General features: G+C 68.0%; 16 protein-coding genes. All 16 read left to right on the top strand.

The features are described from left to right. Positions 1–54: 54 nt before the first annotated feature. The 16 genes from TSB10GB4_RS22515 (at position 55) to glmM (ending at position 15,981) form a co-directional block, all read left to right on the top strand. On the top strand, positions 55–678 hold the full coding sequence (locus TSB10GB4_RS22515; protein WP_244571009.1) for a 5-formyltetrahydrofolate cyclo-ligase: 624 nt from the start codon (positions 55–57) through the stop codon (positions 676–678). Beyond that, the gene (locus TSB10GB4_RS22510) at positions 675–1,502 is read left to right on the top strand and encodes a TIGR00282 family metallophosphoesterase (RefSeq protein WP_186397559.1); all 828 of its coding nucleotides are present in this window, start codon (positions 675–677) and stop codon (positions 1,500–1,502) included. Before TSB10GB4_RS22515 ends, TSB10GB4_RS22510 begins: the two co-directional genes overlap by 4 nt. A gap of 224 nt (positions 1,503–1,726) precedes the next feature. After that, on the top strand, positions 1,727–2,476 hold the full coding sequence (locus TSB10GB4_RS22505) for a YebC/PmpR family DNA-binding transcriptional regulator (protein WP_186397558.1): 750 nt from the start codon (positions 1,727–1,729) through the stop codon (positions 2,474–2,476). 150 nt (positions 2,477–2,626) lie between these two features. Next, complete coding sequence (ruvC, locus tag TSB10GB4_RS22500) at positions 2,627–3,145, top strand: crossover junction endodeoxyribonuclease RuvC (protein WP_186397557.1); 519 nt, start codon at positions 2,627–2,629, stop codon at positions 3,143–3,145. A gap of 28 nt (positions 3,146–3,173) precedes the next feature. Beyond that, positions 3,174–3,788, top strand: a complete 615-nt coding sequence (ruvA, locus tag TSB10GB4_RS22495) for a Holliday junction branch migration protein RuvA (RefSeq protein ID WP_186388435.1) — start codon at positions 3,174–3,176, stop codon at positions 3,786–3,788. Beyond that, positions 3,785–4,831, top strand: a complete 1,047-nt coding sequence (ruvB, locus tag TSB10GB4_RS22490; RefSeq protein ID WP_186388434.1) for a Holliday junction branch migration DNA helicase RuvB — start codon at positions 3,785–3,787, stop codon at positions 4,829–4,831. Before ruvA ends, ruvB begins: the two co-directional genes overlap by 4 nt. After that, a complete protein-coding gene (gene ybgC, locus TSB10GB4_RS22485) occupies positions 4,818–5,291 on the top strand; it encodes a tol-pal system-associated acyl-CoA thioesterase (RefSeq protein WP_186397556.1) in 474 nt (157 codons plus the stop codon). The genes ruvB and ybgC overlap by 14 nt, the downstream gene beginning before the upstream one ends. A gap of 186 nt (positions 5,292–5,477) precedes the next feature. Next, positions 5,478–6,191, top strand: coding sequence for a protein TolQ (tolQ, locus tag TSB10GB4_RS22480; RefSeq protein ID WP_186397555.1), 714 nt, complete (start codon positions 5,478–5,480; stop codon positions 6,189–6,191). A gap of 4 nt (positions 6,192–6,195) precedes the next feature. Continuing rightward, a complete protein-coding gene (tolR, locus tag TSB10GB4_RS22475) occupies positions 6,196–6,648 on the top strand; it encodes a protein TolR (RefSeq protein ID WP_208984932.1) in 453 nt (150 codons plus the stop codon). A 4-nt stretch (positions 6,649–6,652) separates the two neighbouring features. Beyond that, positions 6,653–7,597 (top strand): cell envelope biogenesis protein TolA, encoded by a 945-nt coding sequence (locus TSB10GB4_RS22470; protein WP_186388431.1) that lies wholly within the window; start codon positions 6,653–6,655, stop codon positions 7,595–7,597. A 150-nt stretch (positions 7,598–7,747) separates the two neighbouring features. Beyond that, on the top strand, positions 7,748–9,103 hold the full coding sequence (gene tolB / locus TSB10GB4_RS22465) for a Tol-Pal system beta propeller repeat protein TolB (RefSeq protein WP_186388430.1): 1,356 nt from the start codon (positions 7,748–7,750) through the stop codon (positions 9,101–9,103). 140 nt (positions 9,104–9,243) lie between these two features. Further along, entirely contained in the window at positions 9,244–9,729 is a 486-nt protein-coding gene (gene pal, locus TSB10GB4_RS22460) for a peptidoglycan-associated lipoprotein Pal (RefSeq protein WP_186388429.1), read from the top strand. Between the two features lie 227 nt (positions 9,730–9,956). Continuing rightward, positions 9,957–10,943 (top strand): tol-pal system protein YbgF, encoded by a 987-nt coding sequence (gene ybgF, locus TSB10GB4_RS22455; RefSeq protein WP_186397582.1) that lies wholly within the window; start codon positions 9,957–9,959, stop codon positions 10,941–10,943. Continuing rightward, a complete protein-coding gene (gene tilS / locus TSB10GB4_RS22450; protein WP_186397554.1) occupies positions 10,930–12,267 on the top strand; it encodes a tRNA lysidine(34) synthetase TilS in 1,338 nt (445 codons plus the stop codon). Before ybgF ends, tilS begins: the two co-directional genes overlap by 14 nt. Before the next feature lie 129 nt (positions 12,268–12,396). Beyond that, a complete protein-coding gene (gene ftsH, locus TSB10GB4_RS22445) occupies positions 12,397–14,325 on the top strand; it encodes an ATP-dependent zinc metalloprotease FtsH (protein WP_186388427.1) in 1,929 nt (642 codons plus the stop codon). Positions 14,326–14,634: 309 nt separating this feature from the next. Continuing rightward, entirely contained in the window at positions 14,635–15,981 is a 1,347-nt protein-coding gene (glmM, locus tag TSB10GB4_RS22440) for a phosphoglucosamine mutase (RefSeq protein WP_186388426.1), read from the top strand. The last annotated feature ends 209 nt before the right edge of the window (positions 15,982–16,190 follow it).

Raw genomic sequence — 16,190 nt, 5'->3', positions numbered from 1 at the left:
CCCTGGACGGAGCGTCGGCAGCCCTTTCGGCCGCCGCACCGGGGAGCGCGACGCTTGATCTTTCCCGATACCGACATTCCGCAAGAGATTCGCGCCCTGCGCGACTTGAAGTCCCTGCGCCGCAAGGAGGCGCTCGGGCGCCGCGCCGGCCTGCCCGTCCAGGCGCGGATCGAGGGCGGCCTGGCGCTGGCCGAGGCCGTTGATGCGCTGCGTTTTCCGGAGGGCGCCGTCGTCTCCGGCTTCTGGCCGATCCGGGACGAGATCGATCCCCGGCCGTTGATGGACGTGCTGCGGGCGCGCGGGCATGCGCTGTGCCTGCCGGCGATCGTCGACGGCGACCTGGTGTTCCGCCGGCTGACCCGCGAGACCGTGCTGGTGCCCGCCGGCTTCGGCACGGCCGAACCGCCGGCCGATGCGGACGTCCTTGTGCCCGACTGCATGCTGGTGCCGCTGGCCGCCTTCGACCGGCGCGGCGGGCGGATCGGCTATGGCCGGGGCTATTACGACCGGGCGATCGCGCGCATTGCCGCCGCGCGCGGCGCGCCGCCGGCAACCGTCGGTATTGCCTTTTCGCTGCAGGACGTGGAAAGCGTGCCGGAGGAACCCCACGACCGCCGCCTCGACCGGATCCTGACCGAGCGCGGCTTCATCCAACTGGAAGGACCCGAGCGGGCATGAGGCTGCTGTTTCTGGGAGATCTCGTCGGCCGCAGCGGCCGCCAGGCGGCGACCGATCTGCTGCCGGGGCTGGTCGAGCGCCACTCCATCGACTTCGTGATCGTCAACGGGGAGAACTCGGCGGCCGGCTTCGGTATCACCGAGGAGATCCTGCAGGACGTGCTGGATGCGGGGGCGGATGTCGTCACCACCGGCAATCACGTGTGGGACCAGCGCGACACGCTGGTCTATATCGAGCGGCAGGACCGCCTGTTGCGCCCGCTCAACTTTCCGCAAGGGGCGCCGGGGCGCGGCGCCAACCTGTTCACCGCGCGCAACGGCGCAAGGGTGCTGGTGATGAATGTCATGGGCCGGGTGTTCATGGACAGTCTCGACGATCCTTTCGTTGCGGTGGAGCGGGTGCTCGACGCAACGCCGCTCGGCCGGGTGGCGGATGCCATCGTCATCGACATGCATGCGGAGGCGACCAGCGAGAAGCAGGCGCTGGCGCATTTCGTCGACGGGCGGGCGACGCTGGTGGTGGGAACGCACACGCATGTGCCCACCGCCGACCATCAGATCCTTCCCGGTGGCACCGCCTATATGAGCGATGCCGGCATGTGCGGCGACTACGATTCGGTGCTCGGCATGGAGAAGGACGAGCCGATCTCCCGCTTCCTGCGCAAGATCCCGTCCGGGCGCTTCACCCCGGCAACGGGCGAGGCGACGGTGTGCGGGGTCGCGGTCGAGGTGGACGACGCCAGCGGCCTTGCCACCGCCATCGAACCGGTGCGGCTGGGCGGGCGACTGACCCGCGCGCTGCCCGCGTTCTGGACGGCAGGATGACGCAAAAGGCGTTGCCGGCATCGCCAGCGGATGCTGGATTTTCTTGCCGCTGCGGCCTATAACGCGCCGATCTTTTGAGATTGCAGGCGGATCGGGATCGGCAGCACCCGATCGGGCCCGCCTGCCCGACATCAATCCGGGAGGAACGCGCCTGGAGACCGTGTCCGGGCCGCGCCAAGGCGTGGCCGAGACCGCCGGCGTTCCCGACAAGACCAGGAAGCGACATGGCCGGACATTCCCAATTCAAGAACATCATGCACCGGAAGGGCCGTCAGGACGCGGTCCGCTCGAAGATCTTCTCCAAACTGTCGAAGGAGATCACGGTCGCGGCGAAGATGGGCGGCACGGACATCAACTCCAATCCGCGCCTGCGCCTGGCCGTGCAGAACGCCAGGGCGCAGTCGATGCCCAAGGACAACATCCAGCGGGCCATCAACAAGTCGCAGGCCGGTGACGGCGACAATTACGAGGAGATCCGCTACGAGGGCTACGGCCCGGCGGGCGTCGCGGTGATCGTCGAGGTGCTGACCGACAACCGCAACCGCTCGGCCTCCAACGTGCGCTCCTACTTCTCCAAGTGCGGCGGCTCGATGGGTGAGACCGGCTCGGTCGCCTTCATGTTCGACCGTATCGGCGAGATCGTCTATCCGGCCTCGGCCGGCAGCGCCGACGCCATTCTGGAGGCCGCCATCGAAGCGGGCGCCGAGGACGTGCAGTCGGACGAGACCAGCCACGTGGTCACCTGCGCCTTCGAGGATCTCGGCGAGGTCTCCAAGGCGCTGGAAGGCACGCTCGGCGAGGCCGAGACCGTCAAGACCGTGTGGAAGCCGCAGACGCTGACCCCGGTCGATGCCGACAAGGCCCAGACCATGCTGAAGCTGATCGGCCTGCTGGAAGACGACGACGACGTGCAGAACGTCTACTCCAACTTCGACGTCGACGAGGAAACGCTGGCCCGCCTGACGGCGGCCTGAGCGACGCGCTTCCTTTGCGTCCCTGCAAAAGCCCGGCGGGTTTCTCGCCGGGCTTTCGTCGTTTACGGCGCCCGGTTTTCTGCTGGTTTGCGGGGCTGGCGCCATGTCCGCGCTGGTCAGGGGCGGCGAATGGCGTTACCGATTTGTTCCATGGCACTCCCGATTCGCATCCTTGGCATCGATCCAGGCCTCCGGCGCACCGGCTGGGGGGTGATCGTGGTCGAGGGCAACCGCATGGGCTTCGCCGCGAGCGGTACGGTCCTCTCCGACAACCGGCTGCCGCTGTCCGACCGGCTGCGCCAGTTGCATGACGGGTTGCAGGAGGTCGTCGGGCAGCAGGCACCGGACGAGGCGGCGGTGGAACTCACCTTCGTCAACAAGGATGCCGGGGCGACGCTGAAGCTTGGCCAGGCGCGAGGCATCGCGCTGCTCGTGCCGGCGCTGAACGGCCTCGCCGTGTCCGAATACGCGCCGAACCTCGTCAAGAAGACGGTCGTCGGCACCGGCCACGCGGAGAAGGACCAGATCCGCATGATGGTGAAGGTGCTGATGCCGAAGGCGACGTTCAATTCCGACGATGCGGCGGACGCGCTGGCCATCGCCATCTGCCATGCCCAGCACCGGGTGACGCCGGCGGCGGCGCGCATCGCCGAGAAGCTGGCGCGATGACTCTGTCCATGGGAGCCGGGAGACGGGCATGATCGGCAAGCTCAAGGGGGTGGTCGACGAGATCGGCGACGATCACCTGATTCTCGATGTTCATGGCGTCGGCTATCTGGTCTATGCGCCGGCGCGCGTGCTGCAGGGCCTGCCGGGGCGCGGCGAGGCGGCGGTGCTGCATATCGAGACCCTGGTGCGCGAGGACATGATCCGCCTTTACGGCTTTTCCAGCGCCTCGGAAAAGGCCTGGTTCCAACTGCTGATGACCGTCCAGGGGGTCGGCGCCAAGGTGGCGCTGGCGGCGCTCGGCGTGATGAAGGCGTCCGAACTCGCCAATGCGGTGGCGCTGGGCGACACCGCCCAGATCGCCCGTGCGCCGGGCATCGGCAAGCGGGTCGCCGAGCGCATCGTCACCGAACTGAAGAGCAAGGCGCCGGCCTTTGCCAGCGTCGATGCGGGCACCATCGCCGCCGCGCAGCAGGCCTCCGCCGCCGTGCCGACCGCGGTCGGCGATGCGGTGTCGGCCCTCGTCAATCTCGGCTATCAGCCGGCGCAGGCGAGCGCCGCGGTGGCCGCCGCCGTCAAGAGCGCGGGCGAGGGCGCCGAGGCTGCCACGCTGATCCGTCTCGGCCTCAAGGAGCTTGCCAGATGAGCGAGGACGCCGGCCGCCTCGTCTCGCCGGAACTGCGCGGCGACGAGATCGACACGACGATGCGCCCGCAGGTGCTCGACGATTTCGTCGGCCAGGCGCAGGCGCGCGCCAACCTCAAGGTCTTCATCGGCGCGGCCAAAGCCCGCGGCGAGGCGCTCGATCACGTGCTCTTCGTCGGACCACCGGGTCTCGGCAAGACGACGCTCGCCCAGATCATGGCGCGGGAGCTCGGCGTCAATTTCCGCGCGACCTCCGGCCCGGTGATCGCCAAGGCCGGCGATCTTGCTGCCTTGCTGACCAATCTGGAGGACCGCGACGTTCTGTTCATCGACGAGATCCACCGTCTCAGCCCGGCCGTCGAAGAAGTGCTCTATCCGGCGATGGAGGACTTCCAGCTCGACCTGATCATCGGCGAGGGCCCGGCGGCGCGTTCGGTGAAGATCGACCTCGCGCGCTTCACCCTGGTCGCAGCGACGACGCGGCTCGGCCTGCTGACGACGCCGCTGCGCGACCGGTTCGGCATTCCCGTCCGCCTGCAGTTCTACACCTCCGAGGAGCTGGAACTGATCGTGCGGCGCGGCGCCCGCATCCTCGGCCTCGGCATGAGCGACGACGGGGCGCGGGAGATCGCCCGGCGCGCGCGCGGCACGCCGCGCATCGCCGGCCGCCTGCTGCGGCGGGTGCGCGACTTCGCGGTGGTCGCCGGTCAGGAAACGGTGGATGCCGCCATCGCCGACCGGGCGCTGACCCAGCTCGAGGTGGACAGCGCCGGCCTCGACCAGCTCGACCGGCGCTATCTCAACCAGATCGCGCTGAAATTCGGCGGCGGGCCGGTCGGCATCGAGACCATCGCCGCCGCCCTGTCGGAACCGCGCGATGCCATCGAGGAGATCGTCGAGCCCTATCTGATCCAGCAGGGCTATATCCAGCGCACGCCGCGCGGACGCATCCTGACGCCGCTCGCCTTCCAGCATCTGGGGCTGGCGGTTCCGCAGGGCGGCGGCGCACCGCAGCTCGGGCTGTTCACCGATGACGACACGTGAGGAGGATGGCCGCTGGCCGGACCTTGCCGGCCGGATCGAGGAGGGGCGGCATGTCCTGCCGGTGCGGGTCTATTACGAGGACACCGATTTCACCGGCGTCGTCTATCACGCCGCCTATCTGAAATTCGCCGAGCGTGGCCGCTCGGATTTCCTGCGTCTGTGCGGCGTCCATCACAATGAGCTGGCGAGCGGCGCCCATGGCGAACCGCTGGCCTTCGCCGTCCGGCACATGGAGATCGATTTTCACGCGCCGGCGCGCATCGACGACCGGCTGGAGGTCGCAACGCGCCTCACTGAAGCGCGGGGCGCGCGCATCGTCCTTGCCCAGGAGGTGCGGCGCGCAGAGGTTCTGCTGTTTTCCGCCCTGGTGACGGTTGCCGTGATTTCTCCGCAAGGGCGGCCGCGCCGCCTGCCGCCGGCGCTCGCCGCCCGCCTGACCGCCGACATCGCGCCGTCTTAACGCGGCAGTAACCTTAACGCTGGCTTAATGCCGCAGGTTATCGGCGGAAACAGTCCCAGTTTCGCCAAAATCGCTCGTCATTGAGGCGGTCGATCAGCGGACAACCGACTGGCCCGATCGATACGGGCAACCGGCAACCGATCCGGCATGTGCGCCAATGGAATCGGGCAAGAGGTCCTGAATTAGATGAATCCCGTGGAACTTGCACAAACGACCCTCGCGGCACCGCAGGGCGACATGTCCTTCTTCGCGCTGTTCCTGCAGGCGCATCTCGTCGTCAAGCTGGTGATGCTCGGCCTCGTCGCGGCATCGATCTGGTGCTGGGCGATCATCGTCGACAAGTGGCTGCTGTTCGCGCGCACGAAGCGGCAGATGAACCGCTTCGAGACGGTGTTCTGGTCCGGCCAGTCGCTTGAGGAGCTCTACCGGACCCTGTCGGGGCGGGCGAACCACTCGATGGCGGCGCTGTTCATCGCCGCGATGCGCGAGTGGAAACGCAGCCACGAGGGCGCGCGGCCGGCGATCGCCAGCCTGCGCCAGCGCATCGACCGGGTGATGGACGTGACCATCGCCCGCGAGGCTGAACGGCTGGAGGCACGGCTGCTGGTGCTGGCGACCGTCGGATCGGCGGCCCCGTTCATCGGCCTGTTCGGCACGGTCTGGGGCATCATGACCAGCTTCCAGGCGATCGCCACCTCCAAGAACACCAACCTTGCCGTCGTCGCGCCTGGCATCGCCGAGGCGCTGCTTGCGACCGCGCTCGGCCTGCTTGCGGCCATTCCGGCGGTGATCGCCTACAACAAGCTGTCGGCGGATGCCGGCAAGCTGGCCGCGCGGATGGAAGGGTTCGCCGACGAGTTCTCCGCCATCCTGTCGCGTCAGATCGACGAGAGGAGCTGACCCCATGGGCATGCAGTCCGCCGGCGGCGCGGCGCCCGAGGACACCGGCAGACGGCGGCGCCGCAGGCGCAGCCAGCCGATGAGCGAGATCAACGTCACGCCCTTCGTGGACGTGATGCTGGTGCTGCTGATCATCTTCATGGTTGCGGCGCCGCTGCTCACCGTCGGCGTGCCGCTCGACCTGCCCGAGACGCAGGCGAGCCCGATGGAAGGCGCCACCGAGCCGATCACGATTTCGGTGGCCGCGGATGGGCGGATCTATATCCAGGAGACGGAAATCGCCGCCGAGGAAGTGGTGCCGAAACTGGAGGCGATCGCGCGCGCCGGCTACGAGGAGCGGATCTTCGTGCGCGGCGACCAGAACGCCGACTACGGCACAATCATGCGGGTGATGGGGCGGATCAGCGCGGCCGGCTACAAGCGGATCGGCCTCGTGACGCTCGAGGAGCAGCAGTAGGCCCATGCGTGTCGGGCTCATCGCATCGACTGCCGGCCATCTGGCCGTGCTGCTTTGGGGAGTGATGTCCTTCCCCGATGCGAAGCCGTTCGAGATCGCGCCGGTGGACAGCCTGCCTGTCGATCTGGTGCCCGTCTCCGAACTGACCCGCCTGCGCATCGGCGAGAAGACGGCCGAAGTGCGCGAGGTCGAGGCGACGCGGCCGACCGAAAAGCCCGTCGAGCAGCCGAAGGCGGAGGAGAAGCCGGCCGAGACCGAGGCCAAGCGTCCCAACCAGGCAACGCCCGCGCCAACGCCCGCCCCCACGCCGGAGCCGACGCCCGCCCCCGAGCGTCCCGTGCCGCCCGAGCCGCAGCCGCAGCCGGTGGCGCCCGAGCCTCCCGCGCCGAAGGCGGAGCCCGAGCCGGCGCCGACCCCGGCCCCGGAGCCTGAGAAGAAGGTGGCGGAAACGCCGCCGCCGCCGACCGTGCGCCCGCGCTCCAAGCCGACCCCGCCGGCGCAGCCGCAGCGCGAGCGGCCGCGCGAGAATTTCAATCCGAACGAGATCGCCGCCCTGCTCAACAAGGTCGAGCCGGCGGGCGGGGCGAGCTCGAATTCGACGCAGCCGGCCTCGCTCGGCAGCCGCCAGGGGCAGAGCGGTGTGACGATGAGCCAGTCGGAGATCGACGCGCTGCGCGGGCAGATCTCGCGCTGCTGGAACCCGCCGGCCGGCGCGGCCGGCGCGGGTGACCTCAATGTCCGCCTCAAGGTGTTCCTCACCCCGGGCGGCGAGGTGGACCAGCGTCCGGAAATCATGAATTCCAGCAACAACCCGTCCTTCGGCATCGCGGCGGAGAGTGCGCGCCGGGCGGTGCTGCGCTGCGCTCCCTATTCCCTGCCGGCGGCGAAATACGATGCCTGGCGGGAAGTGATCATCAATTTCGATCCGCGCGAACTGCTCGGCGGCTGAGCATGGATCGGGACATCCCACGACCGTTGCGGATATGCCAAGATTCGCAAGGGACGCGAAAATGACGAATTCTCACGCAACGGATGGGCCGGGACACGGCACATCCGCTTTCGCGGTGCGCCGCGACACAGGACCGACGGAGCCTAGAGGATGATCAGACAGGCATCTGCCAGCATTGCAAGCTCGGGCTTGCGGATCACTGCCCTGCTGCTTGCGGCGGTGATCTGGAGCTTCGGACTGCTTCCGGCCGAGCGCGCATCGGCGGTGATCGAGATCGACATCACCCAGGGCAATATCGAGCCGCTGCCCATCGCCCTGCCGGCTTTTGCAGGGCGTGGCGGTGAGGCGCAGCTTGCCTCGCAGATCACCGACGTGATCAAGGCCGACCTTGCCAGGTCCGGCCTGTTCCGGCCGCTCGATCCGGCAAGCTTCATCGAGACCAATGTCGATGTGAACACGCCGCCGCAATTCGCCTCCTGGCGCCCGATCGGCGCGCAGGCCTTGGTGGTCGGTGCCATCGAGCGGCAGTCGGACGGCCGTATCCGCGCCGAGTTCCGCCTGTGGGACGTCTTTGCCGGTCAGCAGATGCTCGGCCAGCAATTCTACACCACTGCCGACAACTGGCGGCGGATGGCCCATATCATCGCCGATGCGATCTATGAGCGGCTGACCGGCGAGAAGGGTTATTTCGACACCCGCATCGTCTTCATCGACGAGACCGGAACCAAGGACAAGCGCGTCAAGCGCCTGGCGATCATGGACCAGGACGGCGCCAATGTCCGCTACCTGACCAATGGCAACGAACTGGTGCTGACGCCGCGCTTCTCGCCCTCGCGCCAGGAAGTCACCTACATGGCCTATGCGGGCACCGACCCGCGCGTCTATCTGCTCAACATCGAGACCGGGCAGCGCGAGATGGTGGGCAACTTCCCGGGCATGACCTTCGCCCCGCGCTTTTCGCCGGACGGACAGCGGGTGGCGATGAGCCTGCAGCAGGGCGGCAATGCCAATATCTTCGAGATGGACCTGCGCTCGCGCCGCACGACGCGGCTGACCAACACGCCGGCGATCGACACCAGCCCGTCCTATTCGCCGGACGGACGCCGGATCGTCTTCGAGTCCGACCGCGGCGGCACCCAGCAGCTCTATGTGATGGAGGCCAATGGCGGCAATCCGCAGCGCATCAGCTTCGGCCCGGGCCGCTACTCGACGCCGGTCTGGTCGCCGCGCGGCGATCTGATCGCCTTCACCAAGATGCATCAGGGCCGCTTCATGATCGGCGTCATGCGGCCGGACGGGTCCGGCGAGCGCGTCCTCACCGAGGGCTATCACAACGAGGGGCCTGCCTGGTCGCCGAACGGCCGCGTCCTGGTGTTCTTCCGCGACACGCCGGGCGCAACGGGCGGTCCGCAGCTCTGGACCGTGGATCTGACCGGCTACAACGAGCAGCGGGTGCCGACGCCGGCCTTCGCGTCGGATCCGGCGTGGTCGCCCTTGCTGGAATAGGAGCCAGCCGCTAGGGTTGAACGACCCTTGCGTCTGTGGCGCGCAAGAGTTCGTTAACCATGTTGATGAACGCGCGCTTAACCGGTTTCGCTGTAGAAGCGTTTACCCTGTCGGGGTGGTGGGGATCAGGAGTGTGTTTGATGATCAATCTCGGAATGCGTAGCCGAAGCGCGCGCATTGCTTCTGTCGTTGTGGGCGCGATGCTTCTCGCCGCCTGCGCGCAGACCAAGCCGGACGGCCTGACCGGCAACGTCCAGCCCGGCAGCGGCCAGGACTTCGTGGTCAATGTCGGCGACCGTGTCTTCTTCAACGAGGACCAGTCGACGCTGACGCCGCAGGCGACGGCGACGCTGGACAAGCAGGCTCAGTGGCTGCGCAGCTATGCCCGCTACACGGTCACGGTCGAGGGCCATGCGGACGAGCGCGGCACGCGCCAGTACAACATCGCGCTGGGCGCAAGGCGCGCCGACGCGGTGCGCAACTATCTTGTCGCGCGCGGCATCCCGGGCAACCGGATCAAGACGGTCTCCTACGGCAAGGAACGTCCGGTCGCGGTCTGCAACGACGAGAGCTGCTGGACGCAGAACCGTCGCGGCGTGACCGTGCTCGACAACGCCGGAAGCTGATCGGCGCGACAGCGCCTCGGCAACGATCTATCTGCCTTCGGGGCGGCCGGGCGGGAAACCGCTGCGGCCGCTCTTTGTTTTAGGCGAGGCGTTGCGACGGCATGCCTTGGCCCGCGTCAAAATTTGGCCGAAGTCGCGGCGCCCTGTGCTATTGCGTTCAGGCGGACGGACGGGCGGTCGCCCGTCTGCCGCACGGGCGGAGGACAGGCATGAAGCGATTGAAACCCATGGCGTTCAGAATTCTACCCGGCGTCTTCGCGCTGGTGGTGCTCCTGGCACTGCCGCAGTCGGCGTCGGCCCAGCTTTTCGGGTCGCGCAACGACGGCGACGCGGCGGTGCGGGTCAACCAGGTCGAGGAGCAGGTGCGGAGCCTGACCGGCCAGATCGAGCAGCTTACCTACCAGATCCGACAGTTGCAGGAGCAGCTCCAGCGGATGCAGGAGGACAACGAGTACCGCTTCCAGCAGTTGGAGCAGGGCGGTCGCAAGCGCTCCGATACCGGGGGCGGAGAGGCCGGCAGTCTGGCCGGCCTGCAGGGCGGTGGCGAGAGCTACGGCCCTGCCACCGGCACGCTCGGCCAGCTTCCCGTCGATGGATCGGGCGATGCCGAGTTCGGCGCCGAAGGCGGCTACGAGCAGGAGGAGACGGCAGGGCTCGGGGCGGGCCCGCTCGACCTCTCGGCTCTGGCGCGCGGACAGTCGGGCACGGGCGGCTTTGCCAGCGAACCGGGCGGATTTGCCGGCGGCGGAGGGCAGGACAGCCTGCCCCCCGGCGTCTCCGGCGGCCAGCCGCGGGAGACATTCGAGATGGCGGCGGTCCCGTCCGGCGGATCGCCGCGCGGCGACTATGACGGTGCGTATTCGATGATCATGGCCGGCGACTATGCCGGGGCGGAGGCCGGGTTCAAGCGCTTCCTGCAGGACCATCCGAACGATCCGCTGGCGGCCAATGCCCAGTTCTGGCTTGGAGAGAGCCTCTATGCCCGCAAGCAGTACCGCGATGCGGCCGACGCCTTCCTGAAGAGCTATACCGACTATCCCGACAGTTCGAAGGTCACCGACAGCCTGCTGAAGCTCGGCCTGTCGCTGAAGGGGATCGGTCAGAAGGACGCGGCCTGCGCCACCTTCAGCGAACTCCTGACCAAGTATCCGGGTGCGCCGACCTCGATCCGTGCCGAAGCCCAGGCCCAGCAGCAGAGCGGTGGCTGCGTCTGACCGCGCGCGGCCCGTCTGCGAGACGCAGGCCGACGCCCTCCTTGCACCGCTGACATCGTTTCGCTCGCTCGCCCTCGGCGTTTCCGGCGGCCCCGATTCCACGGCCCTGTTGCTGCTTGTCGCCGCCTGGCGCGCGCGCAGGACCGCCCCTCCCGATATTCACGTCCTGACCGTCGATCATGGCCTGCGTCCCGAAGCGGCGCATGAGGCCCGTGCCGTGGCGCAGCTTTGCGACCGGCTCGGCCTTGCCTGCCGGGTCCTGACATCGCGAGCGCCCAAGCCCTTTGCCAATCGCCAGGCGGCGGCGCGCGACCTGCGCCGGACCCTGCTTGTCGAGGCCAGTGCAGAGCTCGGCGCCGAGGCGCTGGTGCTCGCCCATCATCTTGATGACCAGGCCGAGACGCTGCTGCTGCGTCTTGCCCGCGGCAGCGGTGTCTACGGCCTTGCGGCGATGCCGGCGCGGGGCCTCTGGCACGACGGGGAGGGGACCTGCGTCGAAGTGTTGCGGCCGCTGCTCGCCGTCTCCAAGGCCAGCCTCGTCGCCACCTGCCGGGCGGCGGGCGAGGCCTTTGCCGAAGACCCGTCCAATGACGATCCGGCCTATGCGCGCACCCGCCTGCGCCGCCTGATGCCGGCGCTGGCCCGAGAGGGGCTCGATGCCACGACGCTTGCCGCCACCGCCGGGCGGCTGGCCTCGGCGGCGGCCGCCATCGACGCGCAGGTCGACGCGGCGCTGGCCGCCGGAGCCCTGCGCCATCCGGCCGGCCCGGTGCGGCTGCGGCTGGAGGCGATCGCCACCCTGCCGCGCGAGAGCCTGCTGCGCCTCTTCGCCAGGCTGCTGGCCGCGACCGGCGGCGAGCCCTATCCGCCGCGTCTCGCCCGGCTGGAGGGGCTGGTGGAGCGTCTGGCGGGACATGCCGAGATCCAGTCGACGCTGTCCGGCGTGGTGGCGCGCCGGCGCGGCGGCGAGATCGTCTTCTGGCGCGAGCCGGGGAGAGGCGGACTTGCGCCGGTGACACTGCGCGGCCCCGGCCGGGCCGTCTTCGACCGGCGCTTCCTGCTGGAGGTGGAGCGGGGCGAAACGGTTCGTGTCGTGCCCTTGGGGACGCTCTCGGAGCACGGCATCGACCGCAAGGCGGCGGGCGACTGGCCGGCACCTGCCTTCGCCGCCGCACCCCTGCTGCTCGGTCCGGGCGATGCGGCCTATTGTCCCGGCCTTGCCGGAACGCCGCCCGAACGGATCCGACTGGTTCCCTTCGGGCCGGAAGAAAGCCTGCGGCGGGCGGAACTTGCCGCCAATCCGTTCGCTGTCGAAGATTTTTAAGAAAAACGAGACCTGTTGCGTGCGAATCTCCATCGTCGCCTTGGCAGCCCCTTTCGGCGGACCTATCTTGGCCTTAAAGAACGTCTATCCAGCGCAGACCGCCGCCGTGCCGCGGTGAAGGAACCGCTCATGAACACCAATTTTCGCAATTTTGCCCTCTGGGTGATTATCGGCCTGCTGCTGATCGCCCTGTTCCAGCTCTTCCAGAGCCCGGGACAGCGCACGGTGACGAACGACATCCCCTTCTCTCAGTTCCTGAACCAGGCCGAGCAGGGCGATGTGCGCGAGGTGACGATCCAGGGCCAGCAGATCATCGGCACCTATAACAGCGGCGGTGCGTTCCAGTCCTATGCGCCCGAATCGGCCGGCGAATATGTCGAGCTGCTGCGCTCCAGGGATGTGCGCATCATCGCCCGTCCGCCGCAGGAGAGCTTCTCGCTGCTCGGCGCGCTGATCTCCTGGTTCCCGATGCTGATCATCCTCGGCATCTGGATCTTCGTGATGCGCCAGATGCAGGGCTCGGGCGGCAAGGCGATGGGCTTCGGCAAGTCGAAGGCCAAGCTGCTGACCGAGGCGCATGGCCGCGTCACCTTCGAGGATGTCGCCGGCATCGACGAGGCCAAGGAAGACCTGCAGGAGATCGTCGAGTTCCTTCGCGATCCGCAGAAGTTCCAGCGCCTTGGCGGCCGCATCCCGCGCGGCGTGCTGCTGGTCGGCCCTCCGGGCACCGGCAAGACCCTGACCGCGCGCGCCGTCGCCGGCGAGGCGAACGTGCCCTTCTTCACCATCTCGGGCTCCGACTTCGTCGAGATGTTCGTCGGCGTCGGCGCCAGCCGTGTCCGCGACATGTTCGAGCAGGCGAAGAAGAACGCGCCCTGCATCATCTTCATCGACGAGATCGACGCGGTCGGCCGCCATCGCGGCGCCGGCCTGGGCGGCGGCAATGACGAGCGCGAGCAGACGCTGAACCAGTTGCTCGTCGAGATGGACGGCTTCGAGCCGAACGAGGGCGTCATCATCATCGCGGCAACCAACCGTCCGGACGTGCTCGACCCGGCGCTGCTGCGCCCGGGCCGCTTCGACCGGCAGATCGTCGTGCCGAACCCGGATGTCACCGGCCGCGAGAAGATCCTCAAGGTCCATATGCGCAAGGTGCCGCTGGCGCCGGACGTCAATGTCCGCACGCTGGCGCGCGGAACCCCCGGCTTCTCCGGTGCCGACCTGATGAACCTGGTCAACGAGGCGGCGCTGCTGGCGGCTCGCCGCGGCAAGCGGCTGGTGACCATGGCCGAGTTCGAGGACGCCAAGGACAAGGTGATGATGGGCGCCGAGCGCCGCACCCTGGTGATGACCGAGGAAGAGAAGAAGCTCACCGCCTATCACGAGGCAGGCCACGCGCTGGTGGCGCTGCACATGCCGGCGTCCGATCCGATCCACAAGGCGACGATCATCCCGCGCGGACGCGCGCTTGGCATGGTCATGCGCCTGCCGGAGAAGGACCAGGTCTCGCTGACCCGCGCCAAGTGCAAGGCCGACCTTGCGGTGGCGATGGGCGGCCGCGTCGCCGAGGAGATGATCTTCGGCTACGAGAAGGTGACCTCGGGCGCCTCGGGCGACATCCAGATGGCGACCCGTCTGGCGCGGGCCATGGCGACCCAGTTCGGCATGTCCGACAAGCTCGGTCCGCTGCTCTATGGCGAGAACCAGGAAGAGGTGTTCCTCGGCCATTCGGTCGCCAAGAGCCAGCACGTGTCGGAAGACACCCAGCGCATTGTCGACGCGGAGATCAAGGCCTTCGTCAACACCGGCTACGAGACGGCGAAGCGCGTTCTGTCCGAGCACGAGGATCAGCTCCACATCATCGCCAACGGTCTTCTCGAATACGAGACGCTGTCGGGCGACGAGATCCGCGACCTGCTCGACGGCAAGCCGCCGGTGCGCGAGACCGACGACGACCAGCCGACGGCGCGCGCCTCGGCGGTGCCGAAGACCGGCGCCAAGCGGCGCGGCGAGGGCGATGCTCCGACGGGCGGCATGGAGCCGCAGCCGCAGGGCTGATCCTTGCGCGGCTGACGGCCCGAGGCCGTCCTCCCGTCAACGCGAAACGGCCCGGCAGGCTACTGCCGGGCCGTTTTCATGCGGCGGCGCGGTCCCGCGCGGCCTTGCCGGCTGTAACGAACGAAAACAAATTTTGAACTCCTTTCTGGCAGCTTGGTGCTACATGGAGGAACCGCCGGCCGGGCTGGAGTTCGTGCCGCGCTTGGGACACCGGACCGGCCACAGGCCGGCGCGGCCGACACGCGGACGCAGGCCGATGTGCCGACCGGCCGAACCGGCTGGCCTCCCGCCGCAAAAGACAGGGTCGACATGACGCGCAAGTATTTTGGAACCGACGGCATTCGCGGCACGGCCAACCGTGCGCCGATGACCCCGGACATCGCCCTCAAGGTCGGCATGGCCGCCGGTCTGTCGTTCCGCAACGGCTCGCACCGTCACCGGGTGGTGATCGGCAAGGACACGCGCCTGTCCGGCTACATGATCGAGAATGCGCTGGTCGCCGGGTTCACGGCGGTCGGCCTCGACGTGCTGCTGCTCGGGCCGATGCCGACGCCGGCGGTGGCGATGCTGACGCGCTCCGTGCGTGCCGATCTCGGCGTGATGATCTCCGCCTCGCACAACCCCTACCAGGACAACGGCATCAAGTTCTTCGGCCCCGACGGCTACAAGCTCTCCGACGAGGCGGAAAGCGAGATCGAGAAGCTGATCGAGCAGGACCTGTCGCGGCAACTTGCCTCTCCCTCCGATCTCGGCCGGGCCAAGCGCATCGACGGCATGCGCGATCGCTATGTCGAATTCGCCAAGCGCACCCTGCCGCGGGAGATGAGCCTTGCCGGCCTGCGCATCGTCGTCGATTGCGCCAATGGCGCCGCCTACAAGGTCGCCCCCGAAGTGCTGTGGGAACTCGGCGCCGAGGTGATCGCCATCGGCGTCGATCCGGACGGCTACAACATCAACCTGAAATGCGGCTCCACCGACACCGATGCCCTGTGCCGCAAGGTGCATGAGGTGCGCGCCGATATCGGCATCGCGCTCGATGGCGATGCCGACCGGGTGATCATCGTCGACGAGAACGGCAAGGTGGTCGATGGCGACCAGTTGATGGCCGTTGTCGCCCAGTCCTGGCTGGAGGATGGGCGTCTGGCGGCCTCCGGCATCGTCGCCACGGTGATGTCCAATCTCGGGCTGGAGCGCTATCTCGGCGGTCTCGGCCTGACGCTTGCCCGCACCAAGGTCGGCGACCGTTATGTGGTCGAGCACATGCGCCAGCACGGCTACAATGTCGGCGGCGAACAGTCGGGCCATATCGTCCTGTCCGACTTCGCCACCACCGGCGATGGTCTCGTCGCCGCGCTGCAGGTGCTGGCCTGCGTGTCCAAGCTCGGCCGGCCGGTTTCCGAGGTCTGCCGCCGCTTCGATCCGGTGCCGCAGATCCTGCGCAATGTCCGCTATTCCGGAGCCACGCCGCTGGACGATCCGGGCGTGCAGCAGGCCATCGAGGATGGCCGCAAGACGCTCGGCACCAGCGGCCGTCTGCTCATCCGTCCGTCCGGCACCGAGCCGCTGATCCGTGTGATGGGCGAGGCGGACAACGAGGATGTGCTGACCGGGGTCGTCGACCGGATCGCCGCGGCGGTGGCGCGCGCCGCCGCCTGACGCCGAACGGTCGTTCTGCTCGCCAAGCTGCAAGGGCCGCTTTCCGAAAGGAGGCGGCCCTTTCGTATGGTTAACAGTCTGCAAAGATGCGGGGAGACTGTTGCTTATCGCAATTTCTCTCTTCTTTTGTTTACTATTCATTAACGTAAAAAAACACGGTTAAATTTTACGGTTAAGCCCACCTTAAGCATTTTCGGCAAATCTAGCCT

The organism is Stappia sp. TSB10GB4 (assembly GCF_900185745.1).
In the GTDB taxonomy this organism is placed as follows: Bacteria; Pseudomonadota; Alphaproteobacteria; order Rhizobiales; family Stappiaceae; genus Stappia.
Note: the sequence above shows the minus strand (reverse complement) of the source record. Positions and strands in the feature narration are given on the sequence as shown.

Bases quoted from the DNA above. Each gene is read 5' to 3' on its own strand.
- TSB10GB4_RS22510 (WP_186397559.1), top strand. From the start codon at position 675: ATGAGGCTGCTGTTTCTGGGAGATCTCGTCGGCCGCAGCGGCCGCCAG.
- TSB10GB4_RS22505 (WP_186397558.1), top strand. From the start codon at position 1,727: ATGGCCGGACATTCCCAATTCAAGAACATCATGCACCGGAAGGGCCGT.
- ruvC (WP_186397557.1), top strand. From the start codon at position 2,627: ATGGCACTCCCGATTCGCATCCTTGGCATCGATCCAGGCCTCCGGCGC.
- ruvA (WP_186388435.1), top strand. From the start codon at position 3,174: ATGATCGGCAAGCTCAAGGGGGTGGTCGACGAGATCGGCGACGATCAC.
- ruvB (WP_186388434.1), top strand. From the start codon at position 3,785: ATGAGCGAGGACGCCGGCCGCCTCGTCTCGCCGGAACTGCGCGGCGAC.
- ybgC (WP_186397556.1), top strand. From the start codon at position 4,818: ATGACGACACGTGAGGAGGATGGCCGCTGGCCGGACCTTGCCGGCCGG.
- tolQ (WP_186397555.1), top strand. From the start codon at position 5,478: ATGAATCCCGTGGAACTTGCACAAACGACCCTCGCGGCACCGCAGGGC.
- tolR (WP_208984932.1), top strand. From the start codon at position 6,196: ATGGGCATGCAGTCCGCCGGCGGCGCGGCGCCCGAGGACACCGGCAGA.
- TSB10GB4_RS22470 (WP_186388431.1), top strand. From the start codon at position 6,653: ATGCGTGTCGGGCTCATCGCATCGACTGCCGGCCATCTGGCCGTGCTG.
- tolB (WP_186388430.1), top strand. From the start codon at position 7,748: ATGATCAGACAGGCATCTGCCAGCATTGCAAGCTCGGGCTTGCGGATC.
- pal (WP_186388429.1), top strand. From the start codon at position 9,244: ATGATCAATCTCGGAATGCGTAGCCGAAGCGCGCGCATTGCTTCTGTC.
- ybgF (WP_186397582.1), top strand. From the start codon at position 9,957: ATGGCGTTCAGAATTCTACCCGGCGTCTTCGCGCTGGTGGTGCTCCTG.
- ftsH (WP_186388427.1), top strand. From the start codon at position 12,397: ATGAACACCAATTTTCGCAATTTTGCCCTCTGGGTGATTATCGGCCTG.
- glmM (WP_186388426.1), top strand. From the start codon at position 14,635: ATGACGCGCAAGTATTTTGGAACCGACGGCATTCGCGGCACGGCCAAC.